Source organism: Streptomyces gilvus, from assembly GCF_022513565.1.
In the GTDB taxonomy this organism is placed as follows: Bacteria; Actinomycetota; Actinomycetes; order Streptomycetales; family Streptomycetaceae; genus Streptomyces; species Streptomyces gilvus.
The window spans coordinates 130,024-145,640 of the sequence record NZ_JAKWBE010000021.1; the positions used below are offsets into that span (position 1 = coordinate 130,024).

Annotated in this window: 14 protein-coding genes; 9 read left to right on the forward strand and 5 right to left on the reverse strand. The window is 69.2% G+C overall.

Features of this window, described 5'->3' with window-relative positions:
* Positions 1-149: 149 nt before the first annotated feature.
* The 5 genes from MKW14_RS28170 to MKW14_RS28190 all read right to left on the reverse strand — a co-directional run bounded on the left by MKW14_RS28170 (position 150) and on the right by MKW14_RS28190 (position 4,913).
* The gene (locus MKW14_RS28170; RefSeq protein ID WP_240866879.1) at positions 150-1,304 is read right to left on the reverse strand and encodes an amidohydrolase family protein; all 1,155 of its coding nucleotides are present in this window, start codon (positions 1,302-1,304) and stop codon (positions 150-152) included.
* 92 nt (positions 1,305-1,396) lie between these two features.
* Positions 1,397-1,798 (reverse strand): cupin domain-containing protein, encoded by a 402-nt coding sequence (locus tag MKW14_RS28175; protein ID WP_240866881.1) that lies wholly within the window; start codon positions 1,796-1,798, stop codon positions 1,397-1,399.
* 76 nt (positions 1,799-1,874) lie between these two features.
* Positions 1,875-2,165: an AMP-binding enzyme gene (locus MKW14_RS28180; RefSeq protein WP_374116604.1), complete on the reverse strand. Its 291-nt coding sequence runs from the start codon at positions 2,163-2,165 to the stop codon at positions 1,875-1,877.
* 316 nt (positions 2,166-2,481) lie between these two features.
* Complete coding sequence (locus MKW14_RS28185; RefSeq protein ID WP_240866885.1) at positions 2,482-3,393, reverse strand: TIGR03619 family F420-dependent LLM class oxidoreductase; 912 nt, start codon at positions 3,391-3,393, stop codon at positions 2,482-2,484.
* Positions 3,394-3,416: 23 nt separating this feature from the next.
* A complete protein-coding gene (locus tag MKW14_RS28190) occupies positions 3,417-4,913 on the reverse strand; it encodes an aldehyde dehydrogenase family protein (protein ID WP_240866888.1) in 1,497 nt (498 codons plus the stop codon).
* Between the two features lie 614 nt (positions 4,914-5,527).
* Here MKW14_RS28190 and MKW14_RS28195 point away from each other — a divergent pair.
* The 9 genes from MKW14_RS28195 to MKW14_RS28230 all read left to right on the forward strand — a co-directional run bounded on the left by MKW14_RS28195 (position 5,528) and on the right by MKW14_RS28230 (position 14,996).
* Positions 5,528-6,757, forward strand: coding sequence for a cytochrome P450 (locus MKW14_RS28195; protein WP_240866890.1), 1,230 nt, complete (start codon positions 5,528-5,530; stop codon positions 6,755-6,757).
* Between the two features lie 9 nt (positions 6,758-6,766).
* A complete protein-coding gene (locus MKW14_RS41620) occupies positions 6,767-6,862 on the forward strand; it encodes a ferredoxin (protein ID WP_374116605.1) in 96 nt (31 codons plus the stop codon).
* A 16-nt stretch (positions 6,863-6,878) separates the two neighbouring features.
* Positions 6,879-7,667: an SDR family NAD(P)-dependent oxidoreductase gene (locus MKW14_RS28200; RefSeq protein WP_240866892.1), complete on the forward strand. Its 789-nt coding sequence runs from the start codon at positions 6,879-6,881 to the stop codon at positions 7,665-7,667.
* A gap of 511 nt (positions 7,668-8,178) precedes the next feature.
* Positions 8,179-9,609, forward strand: coding sequence for a FadR/GntR family transcriptional regulator (locus MKW14_RS41350; protein ID WP_240866894.1), 1,431 nt, complete (start codon positions 8,179-8,181; stop codon positions 9,607-9,609).
* Between the two features lie 344 nt (positions 9,610-9,953).
* Positions 9,954-10,265, forward strand: coding sequence for a hypothetical protein (locus MKW14_RS28210; RefSeq protein ID WP_240866896.1), 312 nt, complete (start codon positions 9,954-9,956; stop codon positions 10,263-10,265).
* A gap of 33 nt (positions 10,266-10,298) precedes the next feature.
* The gene (locus MKW14_RS28215) at positions 10,299-10,769 is read left to right on the forward strand and encodes a pyridoxamine 5'-phosphate oxidase family protein (RefSeq protein ID WP_240866916.1); all 471 of its coding nucleotides are present in this window, start codon (positions 10,299-10,301) and stop codon (positions 10,767-10,769) included.
* On the forward strand, positions 10,766-11,938 hold the full coding sequence (locus MKW14_RS28220; RefSeq protein WP_240866898.1) for a thiolase C-terminal domain-containing protein: 1,173 nt from the start codon (positions 10,766-10,768) through the stop codon (positions 11,936-11,938). Before MKW14_RS28215 ends, MKW14_RS28220 begins: the two co-directional genes overlap by 4 nt.
* The gene (locus MKW14_RS28225) at positions 11,935-12,378 is read left to right on the forward strand and encodes a Zn-ribbon domain-containing OB-fold protein (protein ID WP_240866900.1); all 444 of its coding nucleotides are present in this window, start codon (positions 11,935-11,937) and stop codon (positions 12,376-12,378) included. Before MKW14_RS28220 ends, MKW14_RS28225 begins: the two co-directional genes overlap by 4 nt.
* A 113-nt stretch (positions 12,379-12,491) precedes the next feature.
* Positions 12,492-14,996, forward strand: a complete 2,505-nt coding sequence (locus MKW14_RS28230; protein ID WP_240866902.1) for a CaiB/BaiF CoA-transferase family protein — start codon at positions 12,492-12,494, stop codon at positions 14,994-14,996.
* Positions 14,997-15,617: the final 621 nt, after the last annotated feature.

The following is a 15,617-nucleotide window of genomic DNA, read 5'->3' on the forward strand; positions in this document are numbered from 1 at the left end:
CCCAAGGACCACCGGCCTTTCAGAACGCGAAACTCCTGGTGACTCCGTCCCTCAAGCCGAGGCACACCCCAACAACGATGGGTGACGCCAAACGCATGCGGGCAGGGTGGGCAGTCGCGCCCACCCTGCCCGTACGGATCAGGGAGCGGTCAGGACGACCGTGCGGGGAAGCGGTACAGCGATCGCGCATTGGTCTCGGCGATCATCCGGGCTTCGTCCTCGGGCACGTCGGCCAGCATGTCGGAGACGACCTTGCGGCTGTTGGGGAAGTTGGAGTCGTTGTGCGGGAAGTCGGTCTCCAGCATCAGTTTGTCCACGCCGATCACGTCACGTGCCACCACCGCCGCCCGGTCCGCGATGATGCACGTCCAGAAGTTGCGGCGGTAGATCTCGCTCGGCTTCATCTTCTGCTGGACGCCCTCGTAGCGGCTGCGGGCCCAGGTGTAGTCCAGCCGCTCCAGCGCGTAGGGCAGCCAGCCCGCTCCGCCCTCGGACAGCGCGATCCTCAGCTTGGGGTAGGCGAGGATCGTGTCCGTGAGCGTCAGTTCACCGAGGACGAGCATCGAGTTCACTCCGCACAGCGCGATGCCGACGCTGTCGGGCGCCTCGGGCGAGGTCTGCGGAAGCGAACCGGACGTTCCGATGTGCATCGACAGCACGACCTCGGTTTCCTCCGCCGCCGCGAAGACCGGAGCCCACTGGCCGCTCGGCAGCGAAGGCAGGCCCATCGGGGAGGGGTTCTCGCAGAAGGCCACCGACCGGGCGCCCTTCTCGGCCGTCCGGCGGATCTCCGCTGCCGCGAGAGCCGGATCCCACAGTGGCAGAATCACCTGGGGGATGAAGCGGTCCGGGTACTTCGCGCAGATCTCGTCGAGGATCCAGTCGTTCCAGGCGATGACCGAGGCCAGCGCCACGTCACGGTCGGCTCCTTCCAGAAACCGTGTGCCGGCGAACCGGGGGAAGGTGGGGAACAGCAACTGCGCGTGCACCCCGTCCCGGTCCATCGCGGCGACCCGTGCGTCGACGTCGTACGCGGCGTCGATCATGTCGTCGTAGTGCCGGGCGAACAGGTCCGCGCCGCGGCCGTCGCCGCCCTCGCGGAACTTCCGCGTCTGCGTGTTGCCCTGGAACAGCAGCGGATACAGCTGTCCCTGGTAGCTCCAGGCCAGTTCCCGGGGACCGCGTTCGACGATCCGCGGCCCCGCTTCCCGGTAGCGTGCGGGCAGCCGGCTCTGCCAGACGTCGGGCGGCTCGATGATGTGGTCGTCGACCGAGATGATCGGGGTGGAGGGGGTGAGAGCCATGACAAGGACCTCGATTTCCGGTGGTCAGGGTTGGTTGGTGTGGCTGTTCGGACCCGCGGCCCGGCCGCGACTTTCGCAGTCGTCCTGCGCGCTCACGTGTAGTCCGCGGGGCTCGCCGCGACGACCCGTTCCGCACTGTCCATCAGGTCCCGCAGGGCTGCGGCCGGGTTGAATTCGATGGCGGTCGTCGGCTCGTCGTAGACCAGGATGTGACCGGCGGGGAAGTAGTAGACCTCACCCGTCTCGGCCACCTCCTCAGGGGTGTCCGTGCCCGGGTAGACGCACCGCAGACGGCCCTCGACGATGTACCCGTAGTGCGGGCACGGGCAGACCCCACCGGGCAGGTGCTTGTACACGTCGGTGCAGTCGAGCGGCTGCACGGTGGTGTACCCCACCTCGTAGTCTCCCCAGTGGACCGACCGGAACGACTCCCCGGCCGCGGGCCACCGGCCTCCACCGCCCTTCGGAAGGTCCTGCGGCTTGCTGTGTGGCATCGCTTCCTCCTGTCGGCGCTCTGGGCATCCGTACGACATACGCACTCGGCGCCGACCGCATGCGGACGACGGACTGTCAGCTTGAATCGGCTGGTGTCTTCATCCCGGTGGAGTGTGCCTCGCGGTCGTGGACGAGACGAGCGGTGAGGTCCCGCCGCACGATCTCTCCGACCGGTGTGCGGGGCTGTTCGGGCAAGACGGTGATGCGGTCGGGCGTTCGCGACGCCCGTCCATGGGCCTGGAGTTCCCGGGGATCCGGGTGGGCGGCCGGGCGTGGCACGATGACCGCCCCGATGCGCTGGCCCCATGTGGCGTCGGGCACCCGGACGACGACCGCGTCGGCGATGTTCTGGTGGTGCATCAGCACCTCCTCGACCTCGGAGGGCGCGCTGTTCTCGCCCCCGGATGACCGTGTCGTCCATCCGGCCTCGCACGTAGAGGAAGCCGTCCTCGTCGACGCAGATCCGGCCGACCGAGGTACACCAGCGCGGAGGCGCCCCGGTCGCGCGAGATCGTCCCACCCCGGGCGGCGGACGCGAGCTCGGCAGCGGTGAGACCGCTGTTGCGCCGGCGCCCACGACGACCCGTTCGCCGAACTCGTCGGCGGCCATCGTCACACCAGGTTGAGATCCACGTCGCTCCGCTCTGAGGGGGCCGCGAATACGCGCGCGCAGGGCTTGCTCTCAGGCCCGCAGGGCGGGCAGGATCCGCTCGGCGACGAGCTCGATCTGCCGTAGCACGTGGTCGTTCGAGGCGTCCGGGGCTCCGAAGCGGAACACGATGTTGGTGAAGCCGAGTCGGCGGAGCCGCTCCACGTCACGCAGGACGTCGTCGACCGTGCCGGTCAGCGGCGCCCGGGTGGCGGGGTCGGCGGATGCCGTCCCGACCGATCCGAAGCCGCCGCTGTAGGAGAGGCTGATCGGCTGCTCCCGGCCGGCTCGCTCAGCCAGTTCGTGAAGGCGTCGTGTCTTGGCCTCCAGCACGTCGAACGGCAGGTAGATGGGATGCCAGCCGTCGCCGACCTCGACAACCCGCCGCAGTACGGCGTCGGCCGTTCCCCCGATCCAGACCGGCGGACCGGGACGCCGGGCCGGAACGTGTTCGGACGCGAGGTTGTCGAAGGAGAAGAACTTGCCCCGGTGGGAGATCTCGCCGCCGGCCCAGATCTTCTTCCAGATCTGAATGCATTCGGTGGTGAAGGGGCCCCGTTCGGCGAAGGGGGCGCCGAGATCGGTGAACTCGTCCTCGATGTAGCCCACGCCCGTGCCTACAGTGAGCCGCCCGCCGGACACCACGTCCAGCGTGGCGAGCATCTTCGCGGCCAGGACGGGGTGCCGGTACGGCACGACCAGCACGTCGGTGCCGATGCCGATGCGGCCGCAGTGCGCCGCGATGTTGGAGAGCAGGGTCACGACATCGAACCAGCGGCTGCCGCCCTGGGGCGACGGCCGACTCAGGTGGTCGGCCATCCAGACCGAGTCGTACCCGCACTCCTCGGATCGGCGGGCGACCCCGAGGATCGTCTCGTAGTCGGACTGGTGGTCGAAGAACGGAATGGTGATCCCGACCGTGAGGCCGGGTGTTCTCGTGGGCATACTCGCTTCTTTCCGCGTGGGGGTCAGGTCTGCGTCCGCGCAGGGACGGCCACGGTCTTCGTCTCCAGGAACTCCTCGAAACCCTCCACACCGCGCTCGCGGCCGATGCCGCTCTGCTTGCGTCCGCCGAACGGGACGTCGACGCCGAAGAACTGGCCCGCGTTGATGGACACCGAGCCGACGCGCAGCCGCTGCGCGACCGCGGACGCGCGATCGGTGTCCGCGCCGAACACGGCCGCGTGCAGGCCGTATTCGGAGTCGTTGGCGAGGCTGACAGCTTCCTCGACACCGCCGCGGTCGTCGTACGGGGTCGCCACCAGCACCGGCCCGAAGATCTCCTCGCGGAACAACGCCGACTCGCGGGGCACGTCCGCGAACAGCGTCGGTTCGACGAACCAGCCGCGGTCCGGTCGCTCGGGCCGGCCACCGCCTGTGGTCAGGCGAAGGCCCTCGGCCCGGCCGGCCTCGACATAGCGGAGCACCCGCTCCCGCTGTGCCGCGCTGATCTGCGGACCCTGCCCCGTCGCAGGGTCCCAGGGATTTCCCACGCTGACGGCGGCAAGCGCGGAGGTGGCGGCCTCGACGCCCTCCTCGTAGCGGGAGCGCGGAAGCAGCAGGCGGGTCGGTGCCGCGCAGGTCTGTCCCGCGTTGCCGCACAGAATGCGCGTGATCAGGGTGACGGCCGCAGGCAGGTCCGCGTCGGGCAAGACGACCGCGGCGGATTTGCCGCCCAGTTCGAGGGCGAGCCGCTTCAGCGTGGTGGCCGCCTGCCCCATGATCCGTCTGCCGACGGCGGTCGACCCCGTGAAGGTGATCATGTCGACGCCGGGGTGTTCGGTCAGCCGCTGCGCGACCGACGGGGAAGTGCCCGTCACCACGTTGACCACCCCGGGCGGAATGTCGGTCCGCTCGGCGATCAGACGACCGAACTCCGTGGCCTGCCAAGGCGTTTCGGGCGCCGGCTTGAGCACCACGGTGTTGCCGGCCGCGAGCGCGCTGCACGTCTTGGTGAGGTTGAGGAAGAACCCGCAGTTCCACGTCGTGATCGCGGCGACGACACCGACCGGCTCCCGGCGCACGGAACGCAGGTGCCGCGCCCCGAAGGCGTGTACGTCGGGCCGCGCCTGGATCCACGGATAGGACTCGGCGTGGTCGGCGTACCAGCCCAGTTCGTCGATGTACACGTCGACCGACAGGGGTGTCGCGGAGAACGGTCGCCCGGTTTCGGCGGTGTCGATCCGCCGAAACGTCTCCGCCTGCGATCTCAGGACGTCCTGCAACTGGCGCAGACAGTGCGCGCGAAAGGCGTGGTCGTGGGCCCAGTCAGTGCTGTCGAAGGCGTGCCGTGCGGCAGCCACCGCCCGGTCCGCGTCCTCGACGCCACCGTCGGTCACGTGGCCGAGCACTTCTTCGGTGGCGGGGTCGATGTTCGGGTATGTCGCGCCCGTCACGGACTCGACCAGGGTTCCGTCGATGAGCATCCGGGGCTCACCCGCCACCAGGAGTACATCAGCCGTCATACGGTGCTCCCTCGAACCGTCCGGGTGAAAGGCCGGCGGTCAACACCAGGACTGAACGCTGGCAGGCGCCCGGCCGATGCTCGGCAGCATGGCAGACGCCACACGGTGACGCAATGGCGTGTTGGCCAATGACGCCAACTTAATTGGTGATCCTTGCGAAGATGTACGTTCCGTCGTGCCCGGTCGGCACCCGCTGGGCGGCGTGCTGCCTGTCTATTCGAAGGGGTGGCCGGATCAGGTCAGGAGTCGCTGCCGTCGGCCCCGATACATAGGGTCGCATCTGATGCGTAAGTGCGGATTATTGCGGCAGACAGGTCTACTTATGCGGCGTCATGACGTTCAATGAGTAGGTGTGAGGGCAGGATTGGTGGGTATCCTGGCGGGCGACTGAGACGTCCTGCCGGCATGAGTGACCCGGCCGTCCGCCAGGGCGAAATACTCGTGTGCAAGGCCTTGACGAGTGAGGCCAGGCCGACTACTCCAGATATAAAGCCCACTTTATTCAGGTGCTCTTCGATGGTTCCAGTGTGCTGCCACAGTGCTCGGGACGGTGGCCGCTGAGACCCGCGCGGCGCTCGTGCGGCGCACAGTTCCGATCAAAGGAGATCGAGTCGATGACCGCGACAACTCTCGTTCCCGGCCCCTATCCTCCCGGCCTCAACCCGCCGTGGACCGAGGCCGGGCACGCGGATCCGGTTCCATGGTTCGTCGCCATGGCGTCCGAGCGCCCGCTGTCGTACGACGAGCAGTCCGGCTCATGGCACTTCTGCGGGCACGCCGAAGTACAGGACTTCCTGCGTTCCTGTGACCTGTGGTCGACCGCCAAGCGACTGGAGCTGGTGCCGCCGGAGCACCGGGTCGTGCGACTGCTCACCTCCGAGCCGCCGTTGCACGCGGAGATACGGAAGCACTTCGCCCACGCCTACCGGCCCAAGCGCATCGCCACGCTCGAGGCGCATGTCCGTCAGGTCTGTCGTGACCTGCTCGACGACTGTCTCGACAAGGGCACCTTCGATGTGATCGCCGATCTCGCCGCCCCGCTGACGGCGACCATGATCGCCGAGCTGCTCGGTGTCCCGTCCGAGGCCAACGACATGCTGCGCCGCGTGTTCGACGACAGGGGGCCGCTCGGAAGGTTGACCCAGGCCGATGCCACGGACAAGCCCGCGCTGTACATGGGCGGTTCCGCGCCCGAGGAGGACGCGGCTCTCCAGGAGTTGTTCAAGGACCTCATCGCCCAGCGCAGGCGCGAGCCGCGCGGTGACCTCATCAGCGACCTGGCCGCGCTGCCCGCCGAGGAGTTCGAGATGCGGCTCGATGTCGGCGCCCTGCTCTTCGAGCAGTTGGGTGCCGGCCAGAACACGACCACCCACCTGCTGGGCAGCTTCGCGTACCTGCTCGACCGCTTCCCCGAGCAGCATCGGGTGTTGCGGGAGCGCCCGGACCTCATCCGCTCGGCGATCGAGGAGACCGTACGTTACTCGTCACCGTTGCAGGCCAGGCCACGCGTGACCACCAGGGCCGTGGAGACGGGCGGAGTGTCGATTCCGGAAGGGGCGACCGGGCTGGCGTGGCTGCAGGCCGCGAACTTCGACCCTCGTCAGTTCGACGATCCGACCCGCTACGACGTCGCGCGCTCGCCGAACCGCCATGTGGCGTTCGGCTTCGGTGAGCACTACTGCCTGGGCGCGCACCTGGCCCGTATGGAGGCACGGGTGGTGATGGAGGAGCTGTTGTCGCGTACCCAGTGGTTCTCGAGGTCCGAGGACACGGCGGTCACCTGGGTGGACGACTTCATCCTGCGTGGCCCCAGCCGGATGCAGATCGAGATCGTGCCCGCCTGAACAGGAACAGTGAGGATCAGCGAGGTCGGGCCGGAGCACCGCGCCGCCGTCGAGGAGGCCGCGCGGGAGTGCCCGGAGCAAACGTTGCACATCGACGATGTCTGAGGAGCGGGCCAACACCATGAGAAACGTCAATCGCGAGGGCGCCGCCGGGATCCCGTGGGCCGAACTGCACAGCTTCCGCGACCGGGTGGCGATCGTGACCGGGGGCGGCAGCGGGATAGGCAGGGCGGCTGTCGCCAGGCTCGGTGAGGCGGGCGCGAAGGTCGTCGTCGTCGACATCGACGCCGAGGCGGCGGAACTGGTGGCGAAAACACTGCCCGAAGGGTCGGCGGTGTCGGTGGGGGCGGATGTGGCGACCGAGAGCGGCACGCGCGCGTACGCCGACGCCGCGTTGTCGGCGTTCGGCCGCATCGACCTCTTCTTCAGCAACGCCGGCATCCTCGGCGAGGCCGGGCCCCTGCTGGACATGTCGGTCGAGAGCTGGGAGCGCACCATGCGGGTCAACCTGCTCGGGACCTTCCTCGGCCTGCAGGAGGTCGCCCGGCGCATGGTCGCGCAGGGGGAGGGCGGCGCGATCGTCGCCACGGCGTCGATCGCCGCACTGCGATCCTCACCAGGTGCCTCGGTGTACGCAGCCTCCAAGGCAGGCGTGGTGAACCTGGTGAGAGGTGCGGCGAAGGAGTGGGGTCCGCACGGGATCAGAGTCAACGCGATCTGCCCGGCCCCCACGCTCACCAATTTCGCCCGTCCGTCCCCTGAGCAGGAGGAGGTGATGCGGAGCCGGATCCCGCTCGGGCGGTTCGCGGAAGCCGACGACATGGCGCGGGTCGCCCTGTGGCTGCTGAGCGACGGAGCGTGCTACGTCAATGGCGCCGTACTGCCGGTCGACGGTGGGCACGAGGCGTGATGTCCCGCCCCGACGGCGGACGGCCACTGGGCGGGCCGTGCCGCACGGGCGGCTGGTCCCGTACGCGCCGGACGCCGGTGCCGATGGCGCTCGGCGATCCGCGCGGTACGAGATCGAGTCCGCGGTGACCGGCCGGCCCCCGCATATGGCCTTGCCCCGTCTTTGTCAGCAGTCGGAGCTTCGTCCTGGTGCAGCCGCGCCGTGGTAAGTTCTTGCCGTCTCTCGCTGTGGGCGGGCGACGGCAGCACCGGAATCGATGACACGCCACGTCTGTGCCGGGGCACGTCGCCGGTGCAGCGGGAGGGCGGCCACTGCCCTGCGCAATGCATGCGGCAGAACTGGTGCGCTCGATGGGGATCGCTGGATGGGCGGGCGCGGTGATGTGGGACGCCGGGCGGGGAGTGAACAGGCGGGGCCATCGCTTCGTGGAGACGGGGTGCCGGAGCCCCCGCGTTCTTTCTGTCAGCCCTCGTGACGGTGCGCGTTCTTTCACCGCGAGAGTTCGGTGCCCGTGGTAGCCGAGGAACGGCAGACAGGCCGCTCGCGGGCACGGGCGGCGCAGCTTGCCCGGCTGATCGAGTCGGACATCGCTGACGCGGGATGGCCGGTCGGCGAGGTTCTGGGATCGGAGACCGATCTGCGGGAACGCTACGGCGTGAGCAGGGAAGTGCTGCGGGAAGCGATCCGGCTGGTCGAGCACCACGAGGTCGCTGCGATGCGCCGTGGCCCCGCCGGTGGCCTGGTCGTGACCGCGCCCGCGGCCGGTCCCGCGGTCAGGGCCATGGCGGTGTACCTGGAGTACCTCGGTGCCACGGTGGACGACCTCGTCGCCGCGCGGCTGCTGCTGGAACCGCTCGCCGCGAGGCTGGCGGCAGAGCACCTCACAGCGGAGGGCTTGGCGGTACTGGAGGCGTGGGGCCGGGACGGACGGCCGTCGTCCGGCGGACGCTGCGCGGAGGACGGTCTTCACCTGCTCCTGCCATCGCTGGGCAGGAACCCCGCACTCGCGCTGTTCGTCGACGTCCTCGTCGCGCTGACCGGTCCGCTCATCCACCGGTGCGGTGCACTGGAGCCGGATGCCGCGACCGCGCACGAGGCCATCCGCCAGGCGGTCTTGGCGGGCGAGGGCGGTCGCGCCGAGTACCTCAGCGCCGAGCACCTGCTCGCGATCCAAGACCTCTTGCGGGACGCCGCTCAGCGGCGGATCGACCGCACGGCCAGCACCCCGTTGTGGACGGTCCTCCGAGCACGACCGGAACGCAAACTGGCGGAGAAAGTCGCTCACCGTCTCATCGAGGAGATCACCGACTCGCGCGCACCGGCGGGCACGCTGGTGGGTTCGGAGGCCGATCTGGCGTCGCGGATCGACGTCAGCAAGGCGGTCCTGCGGGAGGCGCTGCGCATCGTGGAGTACCACTCGGTCGCGCGGATGCGCATGGGGCCTGGTGGGGGGCTTGTCGTCACGGAGCCCGAACCCACGCCCATTCTCGAGACCATGGCGATCTACCTGGACTACAAGGCCGTCACCGCTTCCGACATCGTGGCCGTTCGCACCGTGCTGGAACTGGGATGCGTGACGGCGGTCGTCGAACGCCGCGCGGAGAAGGAGGTCGCGGAACGGCTCACCGCGGCGGCCGAGGTGAGCCCCTCGGCCGAGCGCTCCCGCGCCGGCTTCTTCACGCGTGACCTCCACGCCGAGCTGGCGGAGCTGTCGGGCAGCCCGATTCTGGCGCTGTTCAACGGGATCGTGCGCCATCTGTGGTCCCGCCATGTCGACGTCGGCAACGATGAACAGGTGCCGGCACAAGAGTCGACCGAGAGTGCGCACCATGACGTTGTGTCAGCCATCCTGGCGGGCAACGGGCCACTTGCCCGCATCCTGATGCGCGAGCACATCGAAAGCCTGCCGTTCCTGGAGCATCGGGATCAGCGAGGCGCGTGAGTCGCCCTCGCTGGGCGCTGTCCGTGGGCGCAGCAGCGTCAAAGACGCCAACTGAATGAGGCCTCGCCTCTTGCGTGAGCTCGGTGGACACCCGACCGCTCGATCCCTTCGACGGCTTACTTGATGTTGCGCCCACATTGGATAAATGAGTCGTAGTCATTGCATCCCAGTGGAGGGCAAGTTGGGCATTTGCTCTAGAGCATGTCCGTTTGGGCGGTTGCTGTGTAATGAAAAAAAGTGGGTGACAATGCTGGGTTGGGTCACTACAGTGCAATGCAGTGGACTGCTCGGCGCCGCACCGATGACGCCTACGGAAAAGAAGACGATGGGTCGGAGATCTCGCCATGGGAACACAAGTTGGGCAGCGGCTGGTCAGCATGGTCGACACCACGGCGGTGATGGTGGTCCGCTGGCCGGCGGGCGATCTCACGTTGACGTGCGGCGGGGTGGAGATGGTGGGTCCCGCCGAGGCTGCCGAGGCCCTGCCGGTCGCGCCGACCGCCGAACAGGGTGAAGGCGTTCAGCTCGGCAAGCGCTATGCCGTGGAAGAGCTGGGCGTCGAGGTGCTCTGCACGAAGCCCGGGCAGTACGCCCTGGCCGTGAACGGGCATCCCATGACGCCCAAGCAGGCCAAGCCGTTGCCGGCCTCCGACTGACGGGCGGCGATCGTGAGGGACCGCGGGGTGACGATGACCGGCGAGGAGCTGGCCGAGTTCCTCGATGAGCAGTCCACCGTCACACTGGCCACCATCGGGCCGGACCACATGCCGCACCTCGCCGCCATGTGGTTCACGCGTGATGGCGACCGGTTGCTGCTGTGGACCTATGCCGCCAGTCAGAAGGTGCGCAACCTGGAGCGCGATCCGCGGGCGAGTGTCCTCGCCGACGACGGGTCGCGGTACTCGCAGTTGAGGGGGGCCTGTCTGGAGTGCCGGGTCGAGATCCTCCGAGACCGCGCGGATGTGATGAGCATCGGACGGGCGATGAGCGGACGGTATCCGGACCCGGCCGGCCGGGACGGTGACGACAGGGCGGCCGAGGAGTTGTTGAACGCCAGGGCGCGTAAACGCGTCGGCCTGCGGTTGGACGTGGTCAGGGCCCGCACCTGGGACCACCGACGGCTCGGCGACGCGGCGATGACGAGGAGGGCTGGCCGGTGAGCCGGACTCATGCCGGACTGAAGGACCGGACCGCGATCGTCGGCATCGGTGCCACGGACTTCGCGCGATCGGCGCCCGGCAGCGAGCACGAGCTCGCCGCCGAAGCCGTGCTCAAGGCGCTGCGCGACGCGGGCCTCGATCCCTCGGAGGTCGACGGCCTGTGCTCCTACTCGATGGAAGGGGTCGGCGAGGACGAACTGGCCAGGACACTCGGCATGGGCGACATCGGCTGGTTCGCCCGGACCCCGGCCGGCGGCGGTGGCGCGTGCGCGACGGTGGGCCTGGCGGCCACCGCGATCGCGACAGGTCAGGCCGATGTCGTCGTGGCCTGGCGATCCCGCAAACGCGGAGCCCGGGCGAGCCGGCCGTGGGCGCAGACACCGGAACGGGTGGGCGGCCTGGACGCCTTCGTCAAGCCCGCCGGGCTCATCCGCCCGGTCGACGAGATCGCGATGACGGCCCGGCGCTACATGCACGAGACGGGCGCGACCCGTGAGCATCTCGCCGACATCGCGATCACGATCCGCCGCCATGCCCAGCTCAATCCCAAGGCACTGATGAGCGATCGCACCCTGACCCGCGAGGACTACTTCGCGGCACGGATGGTCAGTGATCCACTCTGCCTCTACGACAACTGCCTGGAGACCGACGGCGCGGCGGCGGTCGTCCTGGTGTCGGCGGAACGCGCCGTGGATCTTCCCCGGCCACCGGTATTCGTCCACGCCGCCGCGCAGGGGATCAGCGACGGAAGCCTGATGATGCGGCCGTTCCTCGCCGAGGACGCCCTCCGCACGCCCGCGCAGGTGTGCGCAGACCGGCTCTGGGGCCGGGCCGACATCCGACCCGGTGATGTCGACGTCGCACAGATCTACGACGCGTTCACACCCCTGGTGCTGTTCTCCCTGGAGGCCTACGGGTTCTGCAAACCGGGCGAGGCCGCCGCACTCACGCCGAACGGGGGACTGGGGCTCGGCGGCACACTGCCGGTCAACACCAGCGGAGGCAGTCTCTCGGAGGCGTACCTCCACGGCTACAACCTCATCCTGGAGGCGGTCCGGCAGGTCCGCGGCACCTCGACCGCCCAGGTCGAAGGCGCGCAGTGGTCCTTCGTCTGCAGCTCGGACGCGGTCCCCACCAGCGCGCTTCTGTTGCGAGGAGGGACACGATGATCCTGCCGATCGTCGACGGAGCCGACACTGCGCCCTTCTGGGACGCCGCACGCGAGGGGCAGCTCGTCGTACAGAGCTGCGGCGACTGTGGTCTGCTGCGCTTCCCGCCCGGCCCGGTCTGCTCACACTGCCGGAGCGCACGGCATGAGTGGACACCGGTCAGCGGGGACGCGGTCATCTGGTCGTTCGTCGTCGCCCATGGGCCGACCCTTCCCGAGTACGCCGAGTACACACCGTTTCCGCTGGCGGTGGTCACGCTGGCCGAAGGCCCCCAGCTACGCATGGTGGGAAACGTGCTGTCCGGACAGGACGCCCGGCTGAACAGTTTCGGGGCCGACGACCTCGCCATCGGGGATCCGGTCAGGGTCGCGTTCCGGAAACTTGCTGACGATGTGTCAATTCCGGTGTGGGTACCGGCACTTCCGGCGCCGGGGGACTGACCGCGGGACCTCGTCAGCGGGTCAAGGTCTTCTGACGTTCGTTCGTGGCCGAACACCACAGGCCGTCAGGCGACCCGGACGCCTGTCCGGGTGGCACCGTAAGAAGGGGACTCATGCAATCGAATCATGAGGACAGGGAGCCGGACGGCGGGTCCGGGGAGGTACAGACCGAACAGGCAGCACCGCTCGAGCCGTTCCTCGTCGTCGATCTCAGTTACGGTATCGCCGGTGCCTACTGCTGCCGCATCCTGGGGGACGGTGGCGCGAGCGTGGTGAAGGTGGAGGGCCCCGAGGGCGATCCGTTGCGACGCTGGTCGGCGTCCGGTGCCCATCTCTCCGACGACGAGGACGGCGCGCTCTTCGAGTTCCTCGCCCAGGGCGCGGCCGGCGTCGTGGTGGATCCGACGGCCGAGGCGGACCGGCGAGAGCTGGCCGGCCTGTTGCGGGCGGCGAGCGTGATCGTGTGGTCCGCCCAGTCACCGGTGGCGCAGCGGCCCGAGTTCTCCCCGCAGTCGCTGCACGCCGAGTATCCGGACGCTGTGGTCGTCGCCCTGTCACCGTTCGGCCTCGACGGGCCGTGGGCGGGGCGGGCCGCCAGCGAGCTGACCGTGCAGGCGTGGGCAGGGGCCGTTGGTGACCGGGGCGACCGCGACCGGGCCCCGACGTCCGTGGGCGGTCGGACGGGTGAGTGGCTGACCGGTCTCTCGGGTGCTGTCGCCGCCCTGTCCGCTCACCGGCGAAGTGTGCTCGGCGGGGGCGGCGACCTCGTCGACGTGTCGATGCTCGAGACACTCGCCCTGACCAATTCGGTGATGCATCCCGTCACCTACCTCGACATGGCCGGGCATCCCTTCCGGAGCGAGCGGGCCACCAACATTCCCTGCATCGAGCCGACCAAGGACGGCTGGGTCGGGTTCATGGTCGCCACGGGTCAGCAATGGCAGAACTTCTGCCTGATGGTGGGAGGCGTGGACTGGATGGACGACGAGTCCCTGGTCAAGTACGCGGCACGGCACGAGCGGCGTGAGGAGATCCTCGCCGGAGTCCGCGAGTGGACCACGCTGCACACGACGGCTGAGGTGCTGGAGATCGCCAGCGAACTGCGGATCCCGGTGGCACCCATCGGGAACGGTGAACTCACTCCAAAATTCGAGCAGTTCGCCGAAGGGGGGTTCTTCGAGCGGAATCCCGCCCGGGGGTTCCTCCAGCCCGCCGTCCCCTACCGGATGCACGCTCGCGTGCAACCGAAACCGCGTCGGGCCGCGCCCCGACTCGGCGAGCACAACGGTGCCCTCGCGGCGGTTCGCGACGCGTCCGTTCCCCCCGTCACACGCAACGGGAAAGCGGACGTCGCCCTGCCGCTCGCAGGTGTGCGGGTCGCGGACTTCACCGCGTTCTGGGCGGGGCCGGTCATCGGCCAGTATCTGGGGATGCTGGGGGCCGATGTCATCCACATCGAGTCACCGACGCGGCCGGACGGCATGCGCCATCATTCGACCCGGCCGATGAGCGAACCCTCGTGGTGGGAGTGGGCGCCCTGTTACCAGGGGACCAACAGCAACAAGCGCGGGTTCGCGGTGGATCTGGGAACCGCCGCCGGCCGGGAGCTGGCACGCGACCTGATTCAGCATTGTGATGTCGTGATCGACAATTTCACCCCGCGGGTACTGGAGGGCTGGGGGCTCGACTACGAGGCCGTCAAGCGTGACGACCTGATCATGCTGCGTGCTCCGGCGTTCGGGCTGAGCGGGCCGTGGCGGGACTGGACCGGCTACGCGCAGACGATGGAGCAGGTGTCGGGTATGGCCTGGGTCACGGGCCTGCCCGACGGCGTGGCCGAGCTGCCGAACGGCCCCTGCGATCCGATCGCCGGGATCCACGCCACGGCCGCGCTTCTGATCGCGCTCGAACATCGCCGCCGTACCGGGCAGGGAATGTTGCTCGAGGTCCCGATGGTGGCCGGGGCACTCAACATCGCCGCCGAGCAGGTGGTGGAGTTCTCCGCTTACGGCAACCTGATCGGCCGCACCGGTAACCGCGGGCCGGTCGCCGCGCCACAGGGTCTGTACCTGACCGCGGACGTCGACGACAGCGGGCGTCGGGACCGGTGGGTCGCCATCGCCGTCGAGACCGACCCGCAGTGGAGGGCCCTGCGCGTCGCCCTGGGCTCGCCGGCGTGGGCGGCCGAGCCACGGCTCGACACGGCCGACGGCCGTCGTGCGGCGCACGATCTCATCGACGAGCACCTCGCGTCGTGGTGCGCCGACCGGACCGGTGACGACATCGTGGAACAGCTGTGGCCTCGCGGGGTCCCTGTCGGGATCGTGCTGAGCGGTCATGAGCAGCCCGCTGCCGCCGGCCTGGGGGAGCGCGGTGCCTTCGAGACGGTCGAGCACCCCGTCACCGGCCCGGTGACCCAGTTGCGGTTCCCGATGCGGTTCGGCGCGGGACCGCATCGTCACCATCGTCGGCACGCACCGATGCTCGGCGAGCACAATGAGGACATCATCGTCGCTCTGCTCGGGCGTTCAGCCGAGGAACTGCAACGGCTGACGGCCGAGGGCATCGTGGGTGAAGCGGTTCCCGGCAATCCGTTCACCGCCGCCGGGAGGAAGTAGCCCCGGTTAGCCCGGAGGGAACCGGCCCTCGCTGACCGGCGCCGCCCCCTCCGCCGGGTTCGTGCAGTGCTCCTCCTGGCCGGCCCCGGAATCGGAGCGGCCGCGCACAGCTGCGCGAAGGACGCCTCCGAGCGCAGACGGTCGGGGGTGCCGCCCGCCGTGGTCAGCAGCCGGACCGAGCTGCGTGTCACCCGCAGCGTGCGGATCGCCCCACGATCCCGCCGTCCGGCGTGGCCGCGACGCCTCGGTGGCCAGGTGCCGGCCCACCGTGTCGATCAGCGCGGCCTGGTGGGCGTCGGTGTGAGTGTCGATGCAGTTGATGACCGCTGTCTCGTCGGCTGCCATGCTGGAGCCCCCTGTCCTTCCGCTCGACGTGTGAGGGACGGCACGCGCCGGTCGGGCAGACGGACAGGACAGTGATGGGACCTTTGGCGGGCTCCCCGACGTCACAGATGCCCGACGGGCCACGCGCGCCCGTGGCCCCACCCGGAAGGCCGACGAATCCCAAGCAGGACAGCCGAAGCGCCAGTCACCTGGAGTCAGACCCCCGAGCGGAGCCACAGCAATCATCACTGTCAGTCCTTGATCTCGCAGATCGCGGCGCCGGAGCTGATGGACGCT

What these genes read in the sequence shown, in the direction of transcription:
- MKW14_RS28170 (WP_240866879.1), bottom strand. Translation starts at nt 1,304, where the DNA reads ATGGCTCTCACCCCCTCCACCCCGATCATCTCGGTCGACGACCACATC.
- MKW14_RS28175 (WP_240866881.1), bottom strand. Translation starts at nt 1,798, where the DNA reads ATGCCACACAGCAAGCCGCAGGACCTTCCGAAGGGCGGTGGAGGCCGG.
- MKW14_RS28185 (WP_240866885.1), bottom strand. Translation starts at nt 3,393, where the DNA reads ATGCCCACGAGAACACCCGGCCTCACGGTCGGGATCACCATTCCGTTC.
- MKW14_RS28190 (WP_240866888.1), bottom strand. Translation starts at nt 4,913, where the DNA reads ATGACGGCTGATGTACTCCTGGTGGCGGGTGAGCCCCGGATGCTCATC.
- MKW14_RS28195 (WP_240866890.1), top strand. Translation starts at nt 5,528, where the DNA reads ATGACCGCGACAACTCTCGTTCCCGGCCCCTATCCTCCCGGCCTCAAC.
- MKW14_RS28200 (WP_240866892.1), top strand. Translation starts at nt 6,879, where the DNA reads ATGAGAAACGTCAATCGCGAGGGCGCCGCCGGGATCCCGTGGGCCGAA.
- MKW14_RS28210 (WP_240866896.1), top strand. Translation starts at nt 9,954, where the DNA reads ATGGGAACACAAGTTGGGCAGCGGCTGGTCAGCATGGTCGACACCACG.
- MKW14_RS28215 (WP_240866916.1), top strand. Translation starts at nt 10,299, where the DNA reads ATGACCGGCGAGGAGCTGGCCGAGTTCCTCGATGAGCAGTCCACCGTC.
- MKW14_RS28225 (WP_240866900.1), top strand. Translation starts at nt 11,935, where the DNA reads ATGATCCTGCCGATCGTCGACGGAGCCGACACTGCGCCCTTCTGGGAC.
- MKW14_RS28230 (WP_240866902.1), top strand. Translation starts at nt 12,492, where the DNA reads ATGCAATCGAATCATGAGGACAGGGAGCCGGACGGCGGGTCCGGGGAG.